This is a genomic window from Citrobacter sp. (genome assembly GCF_050252275.1).
GTDB classification, from domain to species: Bacteria; Pseudomonadota; Gammaproteobacteria; order Enterobacterales; family Enterobacteriaceae; genus Citrobacter_A; species Citrobacter_A amalonaticus.
Map to the genome: position 1 here is coordinate 19,623 of NZ_JBFWLF010000004.1, position 20,749 is coordinate 40,371.

The following is a 20,749-nucleotide window of genomic DNA, read 5'->3' on the forward strand; positions in this document are numbered from 1 at the left end:
CTGCCTATCGCTTTAATAGTATTTAACACCATCGGTATTTAATTGCATTACTATTCATGTAGTTGCGCAAGGGTTAGACCGGCGGTAACAATATTCTGATGCCGACATGAGAAGGCGGATAAATAGTCGGTACGGGGCAGATAGACGGTGGGGAAATATCAGGAAAATACAGGGAAAACAGCGGGAAGATATTCTGCATGGTTATGCAACCATGCAGAAATGTAAAATTAATTTACATCAACCTCTTTTATTTTGCTTTCCCGTCGAATGGTCAACGTCGAGCCCATCGAGGCGGCAATGATCGCGCCAAGCGCCAGCAACTGGACAAACGTGAGCGTTTCGCCCAGAAACAGGATACCTGCCAGTGCGGCCAGTGCGGGTTCCATACTCATCAGCGTACCAAAGGTGCGCGTAGGCAGACGGGTTAAGGCAATCATCTCCAGCGAGTAGGGGAGCGCTGTCGACAGTACCGCAACCGCCAGACCCAGCGGAATGACAGACCAGTGCCAGAGCGCTTCCCCGGCCTGCACAGCCCCAAGTGGGACGAAAACCAGAGCCGCAATCAGCGAACCTATCGCGACGGTGGCCGGGCCGTGCTCAGCGCCGGCGCGTTGTCCGCTGAGAATATAGATAGCCCAGCAGGCACCTGCGCCCAGTGCCATGGTGGCGCCGAACAGGTCGACATGCGAAACGTCCTGACCCAGCGGCAGCAGGAACCAGAGTCCGAGAACCGCCAGTACCACCCAGATAAAATCAACGGGGCGTCGCGAAGAGAACAGGGCGACCGCCAGCGGCCCGGTAAACTCCAGCGCGACAGCGATCCCCAGCGGGACCGTCTGAATTGACAGATAGAAGAGGTAGTTCATTCCCCCCAGCGACAGACCGTAAAAAAGCAGCGGCAGACGCTGCTCTTTGGCAAACCGCAGACGCCATGGCTTGAAGAAGACAATAAGAATCAGCGTGCCTAACGCCAGACGGAGGGCGGTGACACCGGGCGCGCCAACCAGCGGAAACAATGATTTTGCCAGTGATGCGCCGCTCTGGATTGAGGCCATGGCAATAAGCAGTACTAAAACAGGCAGCCAAACTGGCGTTTTACGTGACGACCCTGGCATCCGTTCTCCCGACATAACTGTAGATACACGCCATCCAGCAACTTGCCTGATTTGTGTATAGAAAAGTAAAAGAGGCAGTGTAATGGAAATAACCATCTACGGTTGAGTCTTCGTTGAAAAAAAATTTCTGGAAAGCCGTAAAATGGCGGCAAATTGATGGATTAATGCGCTGGCAGATTAGGAATAATCTGGATGAATGTCCTTTATTATGCGCGTAATAATGGGGCAAATATCTGGAAAAGTGATGTTAATTGAAAGAGATAGCGGTTGATGGAAACGTTCTGTTACATGAAATTGCCCGTTAGACATCACTAATCGCAAAGAGTTTCTCATCAATTTTTGATATATTTAACACTTAGGATTTATTTGAAGCACATTTGAGGTGGTTATGAAAAAAATTGCATGTCTTTCAGCACTGGCCGCTGTTCTGGCTATCTCCGCAGGTTCCGCTGTCGCTGCAACGTCTACCGTTACCGGTGGTTATGCTCAGAGCGATGCTCAGGGCGCGGCGAACAAAATGAACGGTTTCAACCTGAAGTATCGCTATGAGCAGGACAACAACCCGCTGGGCGTAATCGGTTCCTTCACTTACACCGAAAAAGATCGTACTAACGGTGCAGGCGATTACAACAAAACTCAGTACTACGGCATCACTGCTGGTCCGGCTTACCGTCTGAACGACTGGGCAAGCATCTACGGTGTTGTGGGTGTGGGCTACGGTAAATTCCAGGACACCAACTACCCGACGCATAAAGATGACACCAGCGATTATGGTTTCTCTTATGGCGCAGGTGTGCAGTTCAACCCGATCGAAAATGTTGCTCTGGACTTCTCTTACGAGCAGAGCCGTATTCGTAGCGTTGACGTTGGCACCTGGATCGCAGGCGTCGGTTACCGCTTCTAATCACGTCCGTGATATAAAAAATCCGCCTCAAGGGGCGGATTTTTTTTAGCTGTGTTTCAAGATGTTAGCGAGATTTGGTGCTAAAGATATCGGTTCCCAGGTGGTTATAATCCACCTTCTGCAATTTGAAATTGGTGATATACACCGGCCCGGCTTTCTGTTCAGAGATAAACCGGTACTTCATCTTAATCTCTTTTGCGCTGATCCCTGTCCACTGTGAGAAAAAGCCAAGGAAGTCGTTGGCGGAGCGCCGCGCTTTGATGACTTTATGCGCTTTGTCATCGCTGGAGAGCACCATAAACGGGACCTGAAAGTTTTGCTGGAACTGGTCGTCATGCGCCAGGTACTGTACTTCCTTCCCGCGCTCTTTAAAGGCGAGACCGTGATCGGAGAAATACGCCAGCGAGAAACTGTCGCCGCTGTTGCGGAGCTGATCGTACAGTTTTCGCAGCAGGTCGTCGGTCTGAGTCATGGTATAGAGATAGCAGGAGGTTTCTTTCGACTGGACGAACGTGTCGTACTTGCCTTTTGTCCGATCGCAGGCCTGTGGATGAGACCCCATCAGATGCAGGACAATCAGCTGCGGCTGGGTGCGTTCCGTTTCCAGCACCTGTGCGGTCATTTTTAACAGCGCCTCGTCCTGGGTGTTTTTGTCCGCCTCGAAGTCACCGTTTTTAAGAAAATGCACTTCATCAGCCCGCTTTGCGATACTGGCGATAGCGGTATCGTATTCGCCGATTTGTCCCTGATTCGAGAACCACCACGTCTGGAAACCGGCGCGGTTTGCCAGCGTGACAAAGTTGTCCTGATACTGCGGCTTATCATCAACGACCCGGTTGAGGGTCAGCCCGAGCGATTTTTGCGTTGACCCGCTGGCCGCGACGTAATCGGCAAACAGGTAGCCGTTAACGCTGCTGGCAAACGGAGTGTTATCCCAGTGACCGCCAAACGCCCCCAGCGCATCACGACGAGCGCTTTCACCGATCACCACCACATAGGTGTGATATTTCGGCTTCACAGCGGTGACAGTCCAGGTGTCTTTCATGCTGGCTAACTTCGCCATGCGCTCCTGCTCGTCAATGACTTCATTGTTATTGACGATGATGTCTTTGGCGAAACGGAACACCGGATAGCCGGTATCCTTTAATTTAAACACGCCGCCCCAGGCCAGGTTCTGTACGGGGGTGACAAAAAAAGCCACGACGCTGAACAGCAGGCACAGGCTGTCATATTTATTCCAGCGTTTCTTCTCTTCGTCAGGTTTGCGACGCACGGCGATCACGCCAAGGGCAAAGATAAACACCCCCATCAGGTAATTATACCAGGGGAAAATCGTCAGGATTTCCGTGGACTCTTCCATATTGGTCGAGTGTAGTGCCAGCAGCGTATTAAAGTTTGGCGATCCGTAGGCCTGGCCGAAAGGAAAGTAACAGGCGGCGACCAGCGAACACACGCCGATCAGCACCTTCTGCGCTTTCGGCGCGCTCCGCCAGAGCAACTGCAATATGCAGGTGAAGGCAAGGGTATACAGCAGACTAAACGGATAGCCCAGCGCCAGGTTGATCAGCAGCGACTGCAAAACATAAAAGCCAGTCCACGGGCTTAGGGCCCGGCTGCGAGCAAGAAGTGATTCTTTGACGGTTAAATTCATATGCCACTATCGTAAAACGCCATGTGCTTACCCTGGCGCCAAGGGTCATTACCTGCTGAGAGTGCGTGAAGAGGGAAAGAGGTCCGCATCTGCGAGCCGCAAGTTAGGCAGGGCTGCAAGAAGATAGAGCGTGTGAATGTGAAGGTCAACGGGCAGACAGAAATTGTTTTGCGAAGGGGTTAGCAAATCCGACAAAAAGAAGGGCTATTTTGACATAGGCAGAAGTGTAACGGCCGTAGATGACAGCCAGATGACGCGGCGTACCGCGACGCCGCGTTATTTATCCGAGGGCTTATCCTGCTCAGGTTTGCTGTTGATTATATCGCACAGCATTGAGAGCAGCATTAACCGGACTTTAAAGGGAGAATGACTGAACACGCGCATACACCTCTTGAACTCGTTCATATTGACCTCCTGACGTTCTGGTCCCTCGATCCGTGAGAGATGACTGCATTACATACAGATATAGCACAGGCTATATTATATAGCTATTGCTAAAACGTTAATTTTTTGTGCCAGGGCAACTCTGGTTTACAATGGACGCTCTCCAATTAGATGCTGTTAACGCGTCACAGGAATGAGGAAGCAGAATGAGTCGTCGCGCAGGTATGCCAACAACAAAAAAAGTGACGCAGTTAGTGAACGTTGAAGAACACGTTGAAGGGTTTCGTCAGGTGAGAGAGGCGCATCGCCGCGAACTGATCGACGACTACGTTGAGTTGATTTCTGACCTGATTATTGAGGTCGGGGAGGCGCGTCAGGTAGATATGGCGGCCCGGCTTGGGGTGTCCCAACCCACGGTGGCGAAGATGCTCAAACGCCTGGCCTCGGTGGGATTGATCGAAATGATCCCCTGGCGCGGCGTTTTCTTAACCCCGGAAGGGGAGAAGCTGGCGCAGGAAAGCCGTGAGCGCCATCAGATCGTGGAGAACTTCCTGCTGGTGCTGGGCGTGAGCGCTGAGATTGCTCGTCGCGATGCCGAGGGGATGGAGCATCATGTCAGTCAGGAGACGCTGGACGCATTTCGGCTGTTTACCGAACAACACGGAACTTCCGTTGAATGAACCTGCCTATATTGCGGGCGTTGAAACGCGACCGTTGTTTTCAGCTATTGATTGTCGTTGGCGTGGCGTTGAGTCTGTGGGTGCCGTTCACGCCACGGACGTGGCCTGGCGCTATTGACTGGCACACCATTATCATCCTGAGCGGCCTGATGTTGCTGACGAAAGGCGTTGAGCTTAGCGGCTATTTCGATGTGCTGGGACGTAAAATGACCCGCCGCTTTGCGACTGAACGCCGTCTGGCGATGTTCATGGTGCTGGCAGCGGCGCTGCTTTCCACTTTTCTGACCAACGACGTCGCGCTTTTTATCGTTGTGCCGCTGACCATTACGCTGAAGAAACTGTGTGCGATACCGGTCAACCGGCTGATTATTTTTGAAGCGCTGGCCGTGAATGCTGGCTCGCTGTTAACGCCCATCGGCAACCCACAAAACATTTTGCTGTGGGGGCGTTCTGGTCTCTCATTTTTTGCCTTTATCAGCCAGATGGCGCCGCTTGCCGTTGCGATGATGGTGACGCTGCTGGTCGTGTGCTGGTTCTGCTTCCCTAATAAGCCGCTGTCGTACCACACCGGCACGCATGCGCCGCAATGGCAGCCGCGACTGGTATGGGGGTGTCTGGGGCTGTACATCGTCTTTCTGACGGCGCTGGAGTTCAAACAAGAGCTGGTAGGGCTGGCGATTGTCGCGCTGGGGTTTCTGTTACTGGCGCGGCGTGTGGTGTTGAGTATTGACTGGACGCTGTTGCTGGTGTTTATGGCGATGTTTATTGATGTTCATCTACTGACGCAACTGCCGGCGTTGCAGGGAACGTTAAGTCACGTCGGCTCGCTGTCTGAACCCGGCCTGTGGCTGACGGCAATTGGCCTGTCGCAGTTTATCAGCAATGTTCCCGGCACCATCTTACTGCTGAATTACGTGCCTCCGACCGTGCTGCTGGCATGGGCGGTCAACATCGGTGGATTTGGTTTGTTGCCGGGATCGCTGGCGAATTTGATTGCGCTACGGATGGCAAACGACCGACGCATCTGGTGGCGCTTTCATCTCTATTCACTGCCGATGCTGGTGTGGGCGGCGTTGGTGGGGTATGGGCTGTTACTGCTGAGATAATCCCAAATAAAATCAACAAAAAAGGGCGGAAAAATTATCCGCCCTTTTTATTGTCCAGATTCGTATCAGTTCAGACGAACCGGCATCCCTGAACGGTTCTGAATCGCTTGTTCCACAATACTCTGGTCAACATCGGCCTGATTGGTGATGTTCTGAATGCTCTTCGACAGGGTAATCGGTACGATTTCGCCGCCTTCAAACTGCGCTTCAGTGGTCGACAGTGGGTTGTGAACTTCGATGTAACGGCTGCCATCTGGCTCAGTGGTCGCTTTTACCGGCTCATCAATAAACTGTACGCGCGTGCCGACAGGCACATTCTGGAACAGGAATTTGATGTCTTCGTTACGCAGACGCACGCAGCCGTGGCTCACGCGCAGGCCGATACCGAAGTTGGCGTTAGTACCGTGAATGGCGTACAGACGCCCAATGTACAGCGCGTACAGACCCATCGGGTTATCCGGACCTGCCGGAACAACGGCAGGCAGCGGTTCACCTGCGGCACGATATTCAGCGTGCATTTTCGCGGTTGGCGTCCAGGTCGGACCGGCTTTCTTACGTTCTACTTTGGTGGTCCAGTTGATAGGCGTGTCTTTACCTAACTGACCGATACCGATAGGCAGGACGATCACCGTATTGGTGCCCTTCGGGTAGTAGTACAGACGCATTTCCGCGCTGTTAATCACGATGCCTTCGTGCACGGTGTCCGGCAGAATCAACTGCTGCGGAATATTCAACACGGTGCCGCCTTTTGGCAGGAAGGTATCCACGCCCGGGTTGGCTTCCAGCATGTTGGAAAGTCCCATCTGGTATTCAGCAGCAAAATATTCCAGCGGCTGCGTGTTACCTTCCGGGATGGTGATAACCTGATTCTGACCAATGACGCGACTACCATCCGTTGGCAGGGGATAAGTGACAGCGGATGCGGTATTGCAAAAGCCGACGACCGCGAGTGCTGCCGCGAAAAACGTTGTTAATTTCATATTCATGTTATGCGAGATTCATTGCCTGGCAGGCTGTTGGGTTGAGAATTCTGTAGTGTTGGGAGCGCATTATATGTGCATTCCTGTTAACAGGGAATTCAGATGTGTACGAAATCACATTTTTTTCCTGTTACCCCAGTGTAGTCGTTTGCGACGAGGCGCGATCTTATTTCAGACTTGTGGCATAATACGCGGTTTGTCACATATTCTTTAGGATACGTCCGTGTTAGTTTCCAGCAACGTCACCATGCAGTTCGGCAGTAAGCCGCTGTTCGAAAACATTTCCGTCAAATTTGGCGGCGGCAACCGTTACGGCCTGATTGGCGCCAACGGTAGCGGTAAATCCACCTTTATGAAAATTCTCGGCGGCGACCTTGAGCCGACGCTGGGTAACGTTTCTCTCGATCCGAACGAGCGTATCGGTAAGCTGCGCCAGGATCAGTTTGCTTTTGAAGAGTTCACGGTGCTCGATACGGTGATCATGGGCCACGGTGAACTGTGGGAAGTGAAGCAGGAGCGCGATCGTATCTACGCCTTGCCGGAGATGAGCGAAGAGGATGGCTACAAGGTGGCCGATCTGGAAGTGAAATACGGCGAAATGGACGGTTACTCGGCTGAAGCGCGCGCCGGTGAACTGCTGCTTGGCGTTGGTATTCCGGTAGAGCAACACTACGGTCCGATGAGCGAAGTCGCTCCCGGCTGGAAGCTGCGTGTACTGCTGGCCCAGGCGCTGTTTTCCAATCCGGATATTCTGCTGCTCGACGAACCGACCAACAACCTGGACATCGATACCATTCGCTGGCTGGAGCAGGTGCTGAACGAACGTGACAGCACCATGATCATCATTTCGCACGACCGTCACTTCCTGAACATGGTGTGCACGCACATGGCGGATCTCGACTACGGCGAACTGCGAATTTATCCGGGGAACTACGACGAATATATGACCGCCGCGACGCAGGCGCGCGAACGTCTGCTGGCGGATAACGCCAAGAAAAAAGCGCAGATTGCCGACCTGCAATCCTTCGTCAGCCGTTTTAGCGCCAACGCCTCTAAATCTCGTCAGGCGACGTCTCGTGCCCGTCAGATTGATAAAATCAAACTCGATGAAGTGAAGGCATCCAGCCGTCAGAACCCGTTTATCCGCTTCGAGCAGGACAAGAAACTGTTCCGTAACGCGCTGGAAGTGGAAGCGATCAGCAAAGGTTTTGATAACGGTCCGCTGTTTAAAGGCGTGAACCTGCTGCTGGAAGTCGGTGAAAAGCTGGCGGTACTGGGGACCAACGGCGTGGGTAAATCGACGCTGCTGAAAACGCTGGTGGGCGATCTGGACGCCGACAGCGGTACCGTGAAATGGTCGGAGAACGCGCGCATTGGTTATTACGCGCAGGATCACGAATATGAATTCGAAAACGATCTGACGGTCTTCGACTGGATGAGTCAGTGGAAGCAGGAAGGCGATGACGAACAGGCGGTGCGCAGCATCCTCGGTCGTCTGCTGTTCAGCCAGGACGATATCAAAAAGCCAGCTAAGGTGTTGTCGGGTGGTGAAAAGGGTCGCATGCTGTTCGGTAAATTGATGATGCAGAAACCAAACATTCTGGTCATGGATGAACCGACTAACCACCTCGATATGGAATCCATCGAATCGCTGAACATGGCGCTGGAGATGTATCAGGGTACCCTGATCTTCGTTTCTCACGACCGTGAATTTGTAAGCTCGCTGGCGACCCGCGTGCTGGAAATCACCCCAGAGCGCGTGGTGGACTTCAGCGGCAACTACGAAGACTACCTGCGCAGTAAAGGGATCGACAACTAATTTCCCGTCGTCTTTCACGCTGCAGATGCGTTGGCTTCACCTGTTCACCCCGGTCACTTACTTATGTAAGCTCCCGGGGATTCACAGGTTTGCCGCCTTCCTGCAGCGCGAAATACTTAGGGAAAGGAGGCGTGCTCCTGTTCCCTCTCCCCGTGGGAGAGGGCTAGGGTATCAGCCCGCACTACAACACCCACTCACTCCCTTCAACGCCATTTACCAACAGCGAGCGTCTTTCGCCTGTCGGTAACGATACCTTCAGGGCTTTCCACGCCGGACGATAATCCCCGCGGGCGTTCACCTTCAGGTTAATGGTTGCGCCGTCGCATTGCATTTCCCACTCCACCCACAGCGCATTGCCGTTCTGGTAGCCCCAGCTTTCGCCATCGTCTTCAAACAGCATTCCGGTGGTCGTGCCGACGCCCTTCACCGGGAACAGCTTCAGCTCGCGGGTGTTGTCTTTTTCAGCGGACACATGGGTAATGCGCTCGCTAAACGGCAGACCCGCCCCGGCGCGTACCAGCAGCGGCAGTTTTTCCAGCGGCGCATCACGGGTGATCCACTGACCGCCAGAGAACCACTCGTGAGTGTAAAAATCGTACCAGCCGGTTTCGTTATCCGGCAGCCAGACGCGGCGCTCGCGCTGACCCGCTTCTACCACGCTTGCCACCAGCAGGTCGCGGCCTAGCAGGAAGTCATCGCATTCTTCAAAGGTCTGCGCGTCATGCTCATGGTCGAGGAACGTCGGACGTAGTATCGGTTCGTCATCGGCATGCGCCTGCCAGAGCAGGGTGTAGAGATAGGGCAGCAGCCGATAACGCAGCGCTATCGCGCTGCGAATGGCTGGCGTCACGCCCGGATACATCCATGGCTCGTTCACCGTATGGTCGTCATTCCACGAGTGAATGGTAAAGCGTGGATGCATCACCCCATTCTGTACCCATCTTACGAACAGTTCGGCGTCGGGTTTATCGCCAGAGAATCCGCCGACATCATGGCCGACGTTGAACAGCCCGGAAAGACTCATGCCCAGCCCCATGCGGGTGTTATAACGCAGCGTGTCCCAACTGGTGCGGTTATCGCCGCTCCAGGTCTGAACGTAACGTTGCATACCGGCGCAACCCGAGCGGGAAATCAGATACGGTCGCTTATCCGGGGCAAAACGCTGTTGCGCTTCCAGCGAGGCGCGCATCATCAGTAACGGCATCACCGGGCGAATGTGTTTGATGGCAATTTCCTTGCCAAAGCCGTAACAGCGCGCTTCGCCGTCCCACACTTCGAACTCGTTGTTATCGTTCCAGGTGGAGTCGATGCCCATCTCCAGCAGTTGCGTCGTCACACCGTTCTGCCACCACTGAATGGTCTGCGGGTTGGTAAAGTCGAGGTGCGATCCTTCGTCATCCCAGAAACTGGAACGTTCCGGTGAATCGGTTTCTGAATCACGAATAAACAGGCCGCTTTCCGCGACGTCGTTATAGCGAGGATGATCCTGCAACAGACAGGGCTTGATGTTGGCAGCAAGCTTCAGCCCGGCATCGTGGAATGCCTGACTCATCACTTTAGGTTGCGGCACTTTGTCGTAGTTCCAGTTAAAGACATAGCGCTTACCGTTAATTGAGGTATATCCCGACGAGAGCTGGAACGAGTCGCACGGAATCGCGTGTTCTTCACACAGTCGGATAAAGTTCATGAGTTGGTTTTGCGCGTCCGGCGCGTCGGTATAGTGCATCGTGGAACCGCTGTAGCCCAGACTCCACTTCGGCCCAAACAGCGTTTTCCCGGTCAGGCGCACAAAGGCTTTGGTGACGTCCAGTACCCGTTTGCCGGTAAACAGGTAGTAATCAATATCGCCAGCTTCCGCCTGCCAGCGGCGATAAGCGGTGTGATAATTATCGATCTCGTTCCCCAAATCCAGCCAGCAACTGCTCAGGTTGTCGTAAAACAGGCCGTAGCTCACGTCGTCGCGGCGGGTGAGAGTGAACGGGATGTGTTTGTACAGCGGGTCGGTGCTCACGGCGTTGTAACCCATCGCATCCAGATTACGCATTTCATAGCGCTTACCGTTACGCTGCAGATCGCCGGCTTTTTCACCCAGACCGTAAAAACGTTCATCTTTACGCCGGCTCAGGTAATGCGCCACGCCGTCACCGTGGGCGTTCAAAAGGTAGGCGCTGGTGGCGCGATCGTTCACCAGCGGCTGCCAGGCGCCGGCATCGTTACGGTATTCCCACTCCAGCCACAGCGGTTGGTGGACCGTCACGCGCAGTTGTTCAGTTGCCACGGTGAGCGTTTCATCCTGCTGCGTCAGGGTCCAGGCCGGGCAGGAGAAACCGCTTATATCGTCACGACGGCGACCTTCCCACGGTACGTCTTTTTCAGGCGCGATGCTCCAGGTTCGGTCCAGCGCCAGTTCACCTTTGCGTTTGATCAGCACACGGAAGAGATTTTCTTCGAGTACGTAAAGACACAGACGGTGCTGTTTATCCACCACCAGTTCAAGGTGAGTGGCCGATTGTTTATCAAGGGTCCAGTTTTTCAGGGTTTTCATATGCAATACATCCACGATCAGGCGCGCTTGGCGCGACGTTCAGCAATAAATGCCACCAGGAAAACAGCGCCAATCAGGTCAAAGAAACCCATGGCAATGAAGAGGGGGTTAAAGCCGATTTTGTCAGCCGTAACACCAATCAAAAGGGAGAACAGGAAGCTGGCGATCCACGCCGCCGAACCGCGCATACCGTTAACGGTGGCCATCTGACCTTTATCAAACGACTCGACAACGAGCGCACTCAGCATGCAGGAGATGATCTGATGTCCGAAGCCGCCAATAGAGATCAGGATAATGGTGATATACGGGTCGCGGGTAATGGCCACAATGGCCAGAGAGATCATCAGGAACGCGCCCGTCACGGAACTGGCTACGACCGAGTTAACGCGGGAGCAGCCGAACCAGCGGGTATACAGACGCGTCAGGTAGCCACTCGCTACGCTGCCGAGATCGGCGGCCAGGAACGGTAGCCAGGCAAACATCGCGATCTGCTTCAGATCCATACCGTGTTCTTTGGCGAGATACAGCGGCACCCAGAAGCTCAGTACGGCCCAGGCCGGCTCCGCCATAAAAGCCGGGATGGCGATACCATAGAATCGTTTGTTTTTTGAGACGGTTTTTAACGCTGTCAGGAAAGGCAGCTTGACGGCTGGTGGTTCGTTATCCTGCTTAATAAAGTCCAGTTCATCTTTACTCAGATTCGGATGCTGTTCCGGGTTGTGATAGAACGCCCACCACAGGACGACCCATACCAGCGCCAGCACACCGGTAAACATAAACGCACCCTGCCAGCCAAACGAGGCGTGCGCGAAGTAGATGATAGGCGGCGCGAGCATCGCGCCAATCGAGAAACCCACGCCAGCCCAGCCGGCAGCGACGGGACGCTCTGATTTCGGAAACCATTCGCCGATTGTTTTCGCGTTGGCTGGGGTTGCGGCCGCTTCTGAGGCACCCATAAAAAAGCGCAGGATCGCAAGATGCAACCAGCTTCCGGCACCGGCATGAAAAATACACATGAGCGCCCAGATACCAGCGCAAACCATGAAGCCAATTTTCAAACCAATCACGTCGATCAGCCATCCGCATAACGGCTGGAAAATGGTGTAGGCAATCTGAAATGCGCCGACAATCCACGAATATTGCTCGGTAGTGATGCCCAGGTTCTCTTTCAGTTCCGGTGCCAGAATGCCTAATGAATTTCGGGTGATGTAGTTAACGGTGACGCCGAGTAAAAAAAGTACCAGCACATACCAGCGCAGATTTTTTATGACGCGACGGGGCTTGCTTGTCGCAACCGTATTGTTGATGTCCTGACTCATTTTCTGTCTCCACAAGACGGACGGTAGGGGGATGAATGTTTAAAATGTCATACGGTTATCGCTTTAGTTTTTATTGCGTTAAGCGATGAAGTTGCTATACAACTAGTATGGAAGCTGTATGACAAATTCACCTTAAGGGAGAAAATGGGCGACCAATAGCAGAATTTGTGCAAGCTTTCTCATCAATGCACGCAGTCATCTGTCAATATTCATTTGAAGCCAGTCAGAGCTTCAATTTCAGGTCGTGAAAATTTTTTCATGAGGCAAGTGGAGCAAGATCACAAAATGGATAAAAGGTTAAAAATCAGGGAAATTGCCGCCCGAACGCAGCTCTCGATCAGCACCGTTTCGCGTGTGCTGGCGGGTAAGTCCAACACCAGCGACAACGCCCGGCGTCTCGTGCTGGAATGCGCACGTGAACTGGGTGTGATGGAGGGGATGGCGGCAGGACGTCTGCTACTCAATAGCCTGATGATCTTTGCGCCACAGCGGGCATTTGATGAGCGGTCCGACATCTTTTATTACCGTGTGATCCAGAGTGTGAATAAAGGACTGGCTTCGCACGAAGTCCGGTTGCGCTACTGCGCTCTTGAGGAACATGACAGTGATGCGCAATTGTTTCTGGCGCGAATGAACGAACCGGATACGCATGCCGCTATTTTGCTGGGGATCGACGATCCGCATATTCATGATTTAGCCGTTGATGTCGGAAAACCGTGCCTGTTGATTAACTGTCGCGATCGGCTCATGCGTCTTCCCGTGGTGGCACCCGATCATCGGGCGATTGGTGAACGAGCGGCGGGCTATCTGTTTGAAATGGGGCATCGTGAGGTGATGAACGTTCTCTGCCTGCGCCGATACACAATGGAGCTGCGCTTAGCAGGGATCCGCGATGCGTGGCGGTCACATAATATGAGGTTCACTGACGACCGCGATCTGCTGGTCGCTACAAATTTTAGCGCCAGGGAGACAGAACAACTGGTCAGTGAATGGATCCGCGAGAGAAAAGGGCAAGATTTACCCACCGCCTTTTTAGTCGGGGGAGATTTTATGGCGGCAGGGGTCATCAGCGCGCTGCAAAAACGGGGATTACGTGTCCCTCAGGATATCTCGGTGATGAGTATCGATGGTTTTAATCTGGCGTCGATTCAGGATGTCCCCTTAACAGCAGTTCATGTTCCCCGGGATGAGTTGGGGACAGAAGCGGTGTATATGCTCCAGCAACGTCTGGTGCGCCCGGAGGCGCCAGTCAGTTCGTTGTTACTCAATGGTACGCTTGCGGTACGGGAGTCGGTCCGGCGGATACGTCAGGGGAAACGACGCACCGCCGTTGAACAGGAAGGTCTGTATGACCGTTAACTCATCCCCAGCGCACGTTTGCCGTGAAGGTTCAAATCCGCCAGCGTGAAGCGGCCTTCCCAGTCTGTTTCGTAATCCTCTCGCGGGAAATCGCCCGGTGACGCGCCTTTCTCCAGCGCGGCCTTCACGCTGTGCGCATAGGCCAGATTTTTCTCGCACAGCGGGGCGGCGGGAATATACATCACATTGCCCCAGCCCTGCTGATTGTCGACCGGCGCCACGGAGTGAATCACATCGCAATGCCACCAGACGGAATCGCCTGCTTCCAGTGGCGGAATACTGGTAAGCGCCTCAATCAACAAAGGATGCCATTGTTCGGATATCGGCAGTACCCGCCCTGGCGCCACGCCACACAGTTCATCTTCCGGAACATCATCGAGCAAAGGACGTAAAAGCACATAGGCCATGGCTTCCGGAATGGGGACGACATGCAGTAAACCCTGACCGGGCAACATATCCGACAGTGCGGTCCAGCCCTGGAAGGTGCGAAATACTGAACATTTGGTGGTGTTGTCCACCGTATACTCTTCCACTTCCGTACGATGGGCGGCCTGCCACGGATCGTATTCCGCCAGCTTGCCGTTAAACACATTCGCGAAGACGCGCTGATAGGCCGGCAGCAGCCAGCGTTCCAGCGCGCCGGAATCGGTGTGCGCGCCCAGCCCTTTTGACGTGGTTCCCGGTGGACGGCGACGGATCCTGTCTGGGTAGATCACGCTGACATCCGGGTTAAACCACTGCTTGCCCTCGCTTTCAAAGGTCCACAGACGGTTGAGGAACGACTGCACGTTAGCCATCTCTTCACTCTGTCTGGCCTGCATTTGCGCCTGCGACCAGTAGATCGGATAAATCTCCGGACGCGAAGCGGTGAGGGTGCCAAAGAAGTTATCGCCGGGGCCTTTGTACACCTCGTCAAAATGGTTTCTGTCCAGATAGTCCAGCATCGACTGATCCCAGGCCAGCGCCTGCTCACGTGGGAAGTGACCTTTGATGACCGCACAGCCGCGACGTTTGATCTGTTCGCGCTGCTGCGCCGTGACGGTGCCAGCGTTGATATCGGCATACGATAGCTCAGGCCACACCGGGGCGCCCTGTGCGTTAAGTGCGTTGATTTCCGCCACGCGGGTGGCAATGGTATCGCTAATCTGGCTGAAGATCTGTTGGACGTCGCCGAGCTGCGCCCGCAGTTCCTGCTTCATCTGACGGATCGCCGCTTTATGGTCGACCGGTAATGTGTCGCTTGTGAAGGAAAAAGCCATAACCACCTCGCATAACTTTCATTCGAAACTTATTTATCTTACAGGTGATAATATAAGTTATAAAAAAGTTAATGCAAGTTTAAAATGTTGAGGGGGCAAACAGGGGGGAAGAAAATAAAACCGGAACAGGGTGTTCCGGTTATTGCCGTCACACGTTGAAAGGGGCAGTGTTATCCAGCACGGCCTGAATCACGTTCAGCGCGCCGTCATGGTTATTGTCATCCGTCTGAAAGCGGGCGATTGCTTTGATACTGTCGGTGGCATTCGCCATCGCGAAAGCGTAGTGCGCCATTTTCAGCATTTCTGCATCATTGCCGCTGTCGCCAATCGCCACGACTTCTTTTGGTGAAAGGTTCCACCGTTTCAGCAATCGGCTGATACCATTCGCTTTGTGCAGCCCCGGAATGATCAGATCGATAAAGCCGAAACCGCTGGTCACGGGTTTCATAATGCCGTCCAGCGCCGTGTGCAGGTGGTCGATAACCAACGGGATCTGCTGGTCTGGCAGATTCAGCGAGAACTTAAACAGCACGTCGTCGATGTCATGGTAGTCCTTCACCGGCTTCAGGCGGTGGTAGTGCTTCGACATCAGTGCGACAAAGGGTTCCGGCGCGTTTTCACTGACGTACGCGCTTTGCAGACCGCAGGCCACAAAGTTGAGCTGTTTATCTTTCAGCAATTCGCCCATCACAACCTGAGATTCGTGACGCGTGAGTTCGCCGTGAAAAAGCTGTTTGCCATGCTCAAACACCAGCGCGCCGTTTTCGGCAACGAAAGAGATCTCGTCTTTGAGTTCGGGGAAGAAAGAGATGAGCTGGTAATACTGATTGCCGCTGGCGACGACGAATTCAATGTTGCGTTTTTTTAGCTCATGGTACTGCGCCATAAATCGTGTGTGATCGTACTTTTTGGCGTCATTGAGAAAAGTTCCGTCCATATCGGTGACGATAACTTTAACGGTCATATAAAGCTCCTGGCTCAAAACTGCGACCAGAAACATTTTAATAACAATGTGACCTAAAGCACAAATTTATTTCGAATGAAAGCGGTGAAGAGGGACGAATAGGCCGGATAAGACGCTTTGTGTCGCCATCCGGCCTACGGGGAGAATTACAGCATATGTTCGGTACGGGCGATGATATCGTCCTGCGCGTCCGGTGAAAGCGCAGTGAAGAACGCGGAATAACCGGCGACACGGACCACCAGATCACGGTACTGATCAGGATGTTTTTTCGCCTCCAGCAAGGTTTCGCGCGACACGATGTTGTACTGAATGTGCCAACCTTTGTGCTCTTCAAAGAAGGTGCGCAGCAGGATCATCAGTTTCTGCTTGTCGGATTCATTTTCCAGCGTTGCCGGGTTCAGCTTCTGGTTTAACAGTACGCCGCCCAGAATCGAACCGGTAGGCAGTTTACCGACCGAGCCAATCACCGCCGTTGGACCAAGATGGTCAGTACCGGACGCCGGGCTTGCCCCTTCGGCCAGCGGAGTATGGGCTTTACGCCCATCTGGTGTGGCCATGGTCGCTGCGCCGAACGGCACGTTTGCCGAGATAGACGAGGTGCCCGCGTAATAATTGCCGCCGACCGGACCACGTCCGTAGCGTGGGTTATGGTACTGCTTCAGTTCATCAATATAGGTCTGGTAAGCGCGAGCCAGCAGAGTGTCGACCGTGTCATCATCGTTGCCATACTTCGGCGCGCCGTTGATTAAACGCTGACGCAATTGTTCGTGGGTCAGGCCGTCAAAATCATCCGCCAGCGCGGCCGCAAGCTGTTGCTGACCGATGGCCCCCTGTTCAAAGACCAGTTTTTTCACCGCAGCTAGGCTGTTGCCGAGGTTGGCGATACCCACCTGCAAGCCGGATACCCAGTCATACTTCGCCCCACCTTGTTTAATGCTCTTCGCCCGTTCGATGCAGTCATCCACCAGTGCCGAGCAGAGAATATCGTGCACGTTCTCTTCAAGCATGGTGTCGACCACATACTCAATCTCAATCGATTTACGCGTGTAGTAGCGGATTTGCGCATCCCATGCGGCCATCACCTCATCGAAATTGTTGAAGTTACCGGCGGAAAGCGCTTTTTCCTGCGGCAGGAAGACTTTCCCGCTGGTGGCGTCACGACCGCCTTCCAGCGCAGCGAGCATCACGCGGGCAAAGTTGATAAAGCTCATGCCGGTGCAGCGGTAGCCCCACTTGCCGCCGACCGCGGTTTCGATACAACCGATCGCTGCGTAATCGTAGGCGTCCTGCGGCTCAATTCCGAGTTTGATAAATTCCGGGATGACAATTTCATCGTTGTTAAATGCTGGCATCCCAAAGCCACAGCGGATCACCTGCACGCAGGCGTCGAGGAAGTCATTGCTCATCCCGGCGTGATAACGCACGCTGAGGTTAGGCTGAGTGGAGCGCAGACGACCGCACGATTCAAGGATCGCGTAAGAGAGCGGATTGACCGCATCCATCGGTTGACCGTTAACCAGGCTTTGTCCGCCAATGGTGACGTTCTGATAGAGGGGGCTGCCTGCAGAGGCTTTAGAGTGCGATCCGGAACGGATTTTGTTCACTTCGAGCAGCTTAAGCCAGCAGCTGTGCAGCAGTTCAATGGCGTGTTCGCGGTCCAGCGACTGGTTCAGCTCCACGTCACGGCGGTAGTACGGATAAAGATACTGGTCCATACGCCCGAACGACACCGAGTGACCATTGGACTCAATTTGCAGAATCAACTGGATGAAGTAGCACAGTTGCAGCGCCTGCCAGAAAGTTTGCGGCGGCTGGTGGGCGATCAGATCGCAGTTTTCTGCTATCGCCAGGAGTTCGTTACGACGGCTGATACGCGTCTCTTCACTCGCCATTTTACGTGCCAGTTCGGCGAAGCGGGCGATGTGGTCACTGACGGCAACCAGCACAATATCAATGGCTTTCAGAAACTGCTCGCCATGCAGATCCTCGAGAACAGTCAGGTTAATACGAGAACGGCGCTCTGCGACTTTTTCCCGCAGGCCGTCAATGCCTTTTTCCAGCAGCAGCGGGAAGTTCACCGCCAGGTGTGCGTCACCGGAGGTCATGTTGCCTTCAGCTTTGATAATACCGGTTTCCAGCAACCCTTTTTGCTCATCGGTAAACATGCCGTAGCAGCGGTCCTGAACGGTCTGGCCGCGCCACCACGGGCACACGGCATGCAGTACGCGCTTGTTCTCTTCACTGACCGCAAAACCAGCCCCTGGTCTGTCCGCCAGGTCGTCGATTTCTTTTTCAATCCATGACACGGTGTATTCCGGGAAGATCGGCGCGGCGCGGACTTCGCTTGCCTGGTTACCGATGATCAGCTCGTCGTGTTTGATCCAGATGGTTCGTTGTGCCAGATGATGTGCCAGCGCCAGCGCGCGGCGTACCGGAATCGGCTTGTCCAGATGCTGCTGGTACACTTCAGTGTAATGCTGCGCGCGTTCGGTACAGACCGGTGGTTTGACGATATGCACCAGTGCGGTTTTGTGCGCTTTGATGCGGTCGCTGAGCGTATCCAGTTTCAGTTGGGTCATGGGTTTATCCTCGTAAAGTCGCGGTCAAACCTTTCATGCAGGCGTACTGCTGCGCAAAGGCGAGCAGATCGGGTGCATCCAGCGGCTTATCCGGCGCGTGGTAGGGTTGGTTGAGCAAGTGGTATTTATTGATGCCCAGCGTGTGGTAGGGCAAAAAGTGGATCTCGCTGACGTGCAGTTCGTCGGCGGCAAAATCGGTAATCGCTTTAATGGCCTCTTCATCCGCGTTAAACCCCTTAACCAGCGGAACGCGGATGATGATTTTTTTCCCGGCAGCGGCGAGCTTTTTCAGGTTTTCCAGCACGCGTGATGCGCTGCCATCCGTCCATTGCTTAAACGGCGCGTCGGCAACGTGTTTCAAATCTGCAAGGAACAGATCGATCCAGGGCAATGAAGGTTCAATGTATTTCCACGGCACATGCAGACAGGTTTCAACTGCGGTATGAATGCCCGCTTCGTGACTGGCTTTAAACAGCGACGCGGCCAGTTCTGGTTGCATAAACGGTTCGCCGCCCGAAAGCGTAATACCGCCGCCGCTGCGGTCATAAAAAGGTTTATCGCGCAGAACGGTGGTCATTATTTCATCCACGCTTTTGACTTCACCGCAGACGGTCAATGCCTGAGTGGGGCAACAATCGGTCAGGCGGGTAAGATGCGCGTCAGTGAGTTTTTCGCGATGGATAAGGAGGCCATTCAGCGCGCGTTCGATGACGCCCGGCGCCGCCTTTACGCAAAGCTCGCAGCCTTCGAGGCACAAACGTGCATCAAACAGCAGATCCTGCGTGCGCGCCCGGCTTTCCGGATTCTGACACCAGCGACAGCCCAGAGAGCATCCTTTAAGGAACACCACGGTGCGGATACCGGGGCCATCGTGTGTAGAATAGCGCTGAATATTGAAAATCATAAACGGCCTCATTTGTTTCGTATAAAGATTAAATAACTTTCGAATGAAAGTTATGTTGACGTGCGTCAACTAACAGAAAGGTTTTGCCGTGGTATCTTTCATTTATGCTAACGAGTCGTTGAGGAATGATTATGGAACTCTATCTGGATACGTCCGATGTTGACGCGGTGAAAACGCTGGCGCGAGTTTTCCCGCTGGCGGGCGTGACCACCAACCCCAGTATTGTGGCGGCGGGGAAAAAACCGTTGGATGTCTTATTGCCACAATTGCATGAAGCGATGGGAGGACAGGGGCGTCTGTTCGCTCAGGTGATGGCGACAACGGCACAAGGGATGGTGAGTGATGCGCGCAAACTGCGTGGGATCATTGCTGATATCGTGGTGAAAGTGCCGGTCACGGCGGAAGGTCTGGCGGCGATCAAACTGCTGAAAGAGGAAGGCATTCCGACGCTGGGAACGGCGGTGTACGGGGCGGCGCAGGGGCTGCTGTCGGCGCTGGCGGGGGCGGAGTATGTTGCGCCTTACGTGAACCGCGTAGACGCGCAGGGCGGCGATGGCATTCAGACCGTCAACGATTTGCAGAATTTACTGACGATGCATGCGCCGCATGCCAAAGTGCTGGCCGCCAGTTTCAAAACACCGCGTCAGGCGCTGGATTGTCTGCTGGCGGGTTGTGAATCCATCACCTTACCGCTGGACGTTGCCCAGCAGCTGATTCGCTCTCCGGCTGTTGATGCGGCGGTGGCGAAGTTTGAACACGACTGGCAGAGTGCCTTTGGGCGCACGTCGCTGTAAATTGTAGGTCGGATAAGGCAACGTCGTCATCCGGCAATTCGCGCCATCATTGCCAGATGGCGCTACGCCTTATCAGGCCGGAATCTACTCAGGATGATGCTTCCCCACACACCTCGCAGCCCGGATTACGCATCAGCTTCATTTCGCGGAACTGGCAGGTCATGGCGTCGTACATGACGATTTTCCCTGACGCGGGCTGACCATACTGCGCCAGCAGCTTTATCGCCTCCATTGCCTGTAGCGACCCTATCACCCCAATCAGCGGCGCCATCACTCCGGCTTCCACGCAGGTCAATGCATTTTCACCAAACAGACGGCTCAGACAGCGGTAGCAGGGCTCACCGTCTTTGTAGGTAAAGACGGTGATCTGGCCTTCCATGCGGATCG

Annotated in this window: 18 protein-coding genes; 7 read left to right on the forward strand and 11 right to left on the reverse strand. The window is 54.0% G+C overall.

Annotation, left to right across the window (positions count from 1 at the left end):
• Window positions 1-227 precede the first annotated feature (227 nt).
• Window positions 228-1,115, reverse strand: coding sequence for a threonine/homoserine exporter RhtA (gene rhtA, locus AB7E14_RS00765; protein ID WP_043001272.1), 888 nt, complete (start codon window positions 1,113-1,115; stop codon window positions 228-230).
• A 270-nt stretch (window positions 1,116-1,385) separates the two neighbouring features.
• Here rhtA and AB7E14_RS00770 point away from each other — a divergent pair, with 270 nt between their 5' ends.
• Both AB7E14_RS00770 and ompX read left to right on the forward strand, forming a co-directional pair.
• Window positions 1,386-1,430, forward strand: coding sequence for a hypothetical protein (locus tag AB7E14_RS00770; RefSeq protein WP_125340082.1), 45 nt, complete (start codon window positions 1,386-1,388; stop codon window positions 1,428-1,430).
• 73 nt (window positions 1,431-1,503) lie between these two features.
• On the forward strand, window positions 1,504-2,019 hold the full coding sequence (gene ompX, locus AB7E14_RS00775) for an outer membrane protein OmpX (protein ID WP_043001271.1): 516 nt from the start codon (window positions 1,504-1,506) through the stop codon (window positions 2,017-2,019).
• A gap of 64 nt (window positions 2,020-2,083) precedes the next feature.
• Here the strand turns inward: ompX and AB7E14_RS00780 are convergent, their stop codons facing one another.
• Together AB7E14_RS00780 and mntS are read right to left on the reverse strand one after the other, a co-directional pair.
• A complete protein-coding gene (locus tag AB7E14_RS00780) occupies window positions 2,084-3,670 on the reverse strand; it encodes a phosphoethanolamine transferase (protein WP_316961865.1) in 1,587 nt (528 codons plus the stop codon).
• A gap of 276 nt (window positions 3,671-3,946) precedes the next feature.
• Complete coding sequence (mntS, locus tag AB7E14_RS00785; RefSeq protein WP_316961864.1) at window positions 3,947-4,075, reverse strand: manganase accumulation protein MntS; 129 nt, start codon at window positions 4,073-4,075, stop codon at window positions 3,947-3,949.
• Between the two features lie 185 nt (window positions 4,076-4,260).
• Here mntS and mntR point away from each other — a divergent pair, with 185 nt between their 5' ends.
• Both mntR and AB7E14_RS00795 read left to right on the forward strand, forming a co-directional pair.
• On the forward strand, window positions 4,261-4,734 hold the full coding sequence (gene mntR, locus AB7E14_RS00790; RefSeq protein WP_043001268.1) for a manganese-binding transcriptional regulator MntR: 474 nt from the start codon (window positions 4,261-4,263) through the stop codon (window positions 4,732-4,734).
• A complete protein-coding gene (locus AB7E14_RS00795; RefSeq protein ID WP_428169284.1) occupies window positions 4,731-5,840 on the forward strand; it encodes an anion transporter in 1,110 nt (369 codons plus the stop codon). The genes mntR and AB7E14_RS00795 overlap by 4 nt, the downstream gene beginning before the upstream one ends.
• A gap of 65 nt (window positions 5,841-5,905) precedes the next feature.
• Here the strand turns inward: AB7E14_RS00795 and ldtB are convergent, their stop codons facing one another.
• A complete protein-coding gene (ldtB, locus tag AB7E14_RS00800; RefSeq protein ID WP_046401463.1) occupies window positions 5,906-6,826 on the reverse strand; it encodes a L,D-transpeptidase in 921 nt (306 codons plus the stop codon).
• 217 nt (window positions 6,827-7,043) lie between these two features.
• Between ldtB and AB7E14_RS00805 the strand changes: the two genes are divergently transcribed.
• Window positions 7,044-8,639, forward strand: coding sequence for an ABC-F family ATPase (locus tag AB7E14_RS00805; protein ID WP_044256415.1), 1,596 nt, complete (start codon window positions 7,044-7,046; stop codon window positions 8,637-8,639).
• Window positions 8,640-8,820: 181 nt separating this feature from the next.
• Here the strand turns inward: AB7E14_RS00805 and AB7E14_RS00810 are convergent, their stop codons facing one another.
• Together AB7E14_RS00810 and AB7E14_RS00815 are read right to left on the reverse strand one after the other, a co-directional pair.
• Entirely contained in the window at window positions 8,821-11,184 is a 2,364-nt protein-coding gene (locus AB7E14_RS00810) for a glycoside hydrolase family 31 protein (protein ID WP_316961863.1), read from the reverse strand.
• 17 nt (window positions 11,185-11,201) lie between these two features.
• Window positions 11,202-12,503 carry an MFS transporter gene (locus AB7E14_RS00815; protein ID WP_187251554.1) on the reverse strand — a complete coding sequence of 434 codons (1,302 nt, stop codon included), beginning with the start codon at window positions 12,501-12,503 and terminating at the stop codon, window positions 11,202-11,204.
• Window positions 12,504-12,788: 285 nt separating this feature from the next.
• Between AB7E14_RS00815 and AB7E14_RS00820 the strand changes: the two genes are divergently transcribed.
• Window positions 12,789-13,862, forward strand: coding sequence for a LacI family DNA-binding transcriptional regulator (locus AB7E14_RS00820; RefSeq protein ID WP_044328497.1), 1,074 nt, complete (start codon window positions 12,789-12,791; stop codon window positions 13,860-13,862).
• On the opposite strand, the gene AB7E14_RS00825 is transcribed toward AB7E14_RS00820, so the two are convergent.
• From AB7E14_RS00825 to AB7E14_RS00840, 4 genes are all read right to left on the reverse strand, one after another.
• On the reverse strand, window positions 13,859-15,121 hold the full coding sequence (locus tag AB7E14_RS00825; RefSeq protein WP_187251555.1) for a DUF1479 domain-containing protein: 1,263 nt from the start codon (window positions 15,119-15,121) through the stop codon (window positions 13,859-13,861). The genes AB7E14_RS00820 and AB7E14_RS00825 overlap by 4 nt on opposite strands.
• Window positions 15,122-15,269: 148 nt before the next feature.
• A complete protein-coding gene (locus tag AB7E14_RS00830) occupies window positions 15,270-16,085 on the reverse strand; it encodes a Cof-type HAD-IIB family hydrolase (protein WP_316961862.1) in 816 nt (271 codons plus the stop codon).
• 146 nt (window positions 16,086-16,231) lie between these two features.
• The gene (locus tag AB7E14_RS00835) at window positions 16,232-18,664 is read right to left on the reverse strand and encodes a glycyl radical protein (protein ID WP_316961861.1); all 2,433 of its coding nucleotides are present in this window, start codon (window positions 18,662-18,664) and stop codon (window positions 16,232-16,234) included.
• A gap of 4 nt (window positions 18,665-18,668) precedes the next feature.
• On the reverse strand, window positions 18,669-19,568 hold the full coding sequence (locus tag AB7E14_RS00840; protein WP_316961860.1) for a glycyl-radical enzyme activating protein: 900 nt from the start codon (window positions 19,566-19,568) through the stop codon (window positions 18,669-18,671).
• A 131-nt stretch (window positions 19,569-19,699) separates the two neighbouring features.
• Here AB7E14_RS00840 and fsa point away from each other — a divergent pair, with 131 nt between their 5' ends.
• Window positions 19,700-20,362, forward strand: coding sequence for a fructose-6-phosphate aldolase (gene fsa, locus AB7E14_RS00845; RefSeq protein WP_044328493.1), 663 nt, complete (start codon window positions 19,700-19,702; stop codon window positions 20,360-20,362).
• 88 nt (window positions 20,363-20,450) lie between these two features.
• Here fsa and AB7E14_RS00850 read toward each other — a convergent pair.
• The coding region (locus AB7E14_RS00850) for a ThiF family adenylyltransferase (protein ID WP_428169285.1) at window positions 20,451-20,749 on the reverse strand (299 nt) is incomplete at its 5' end.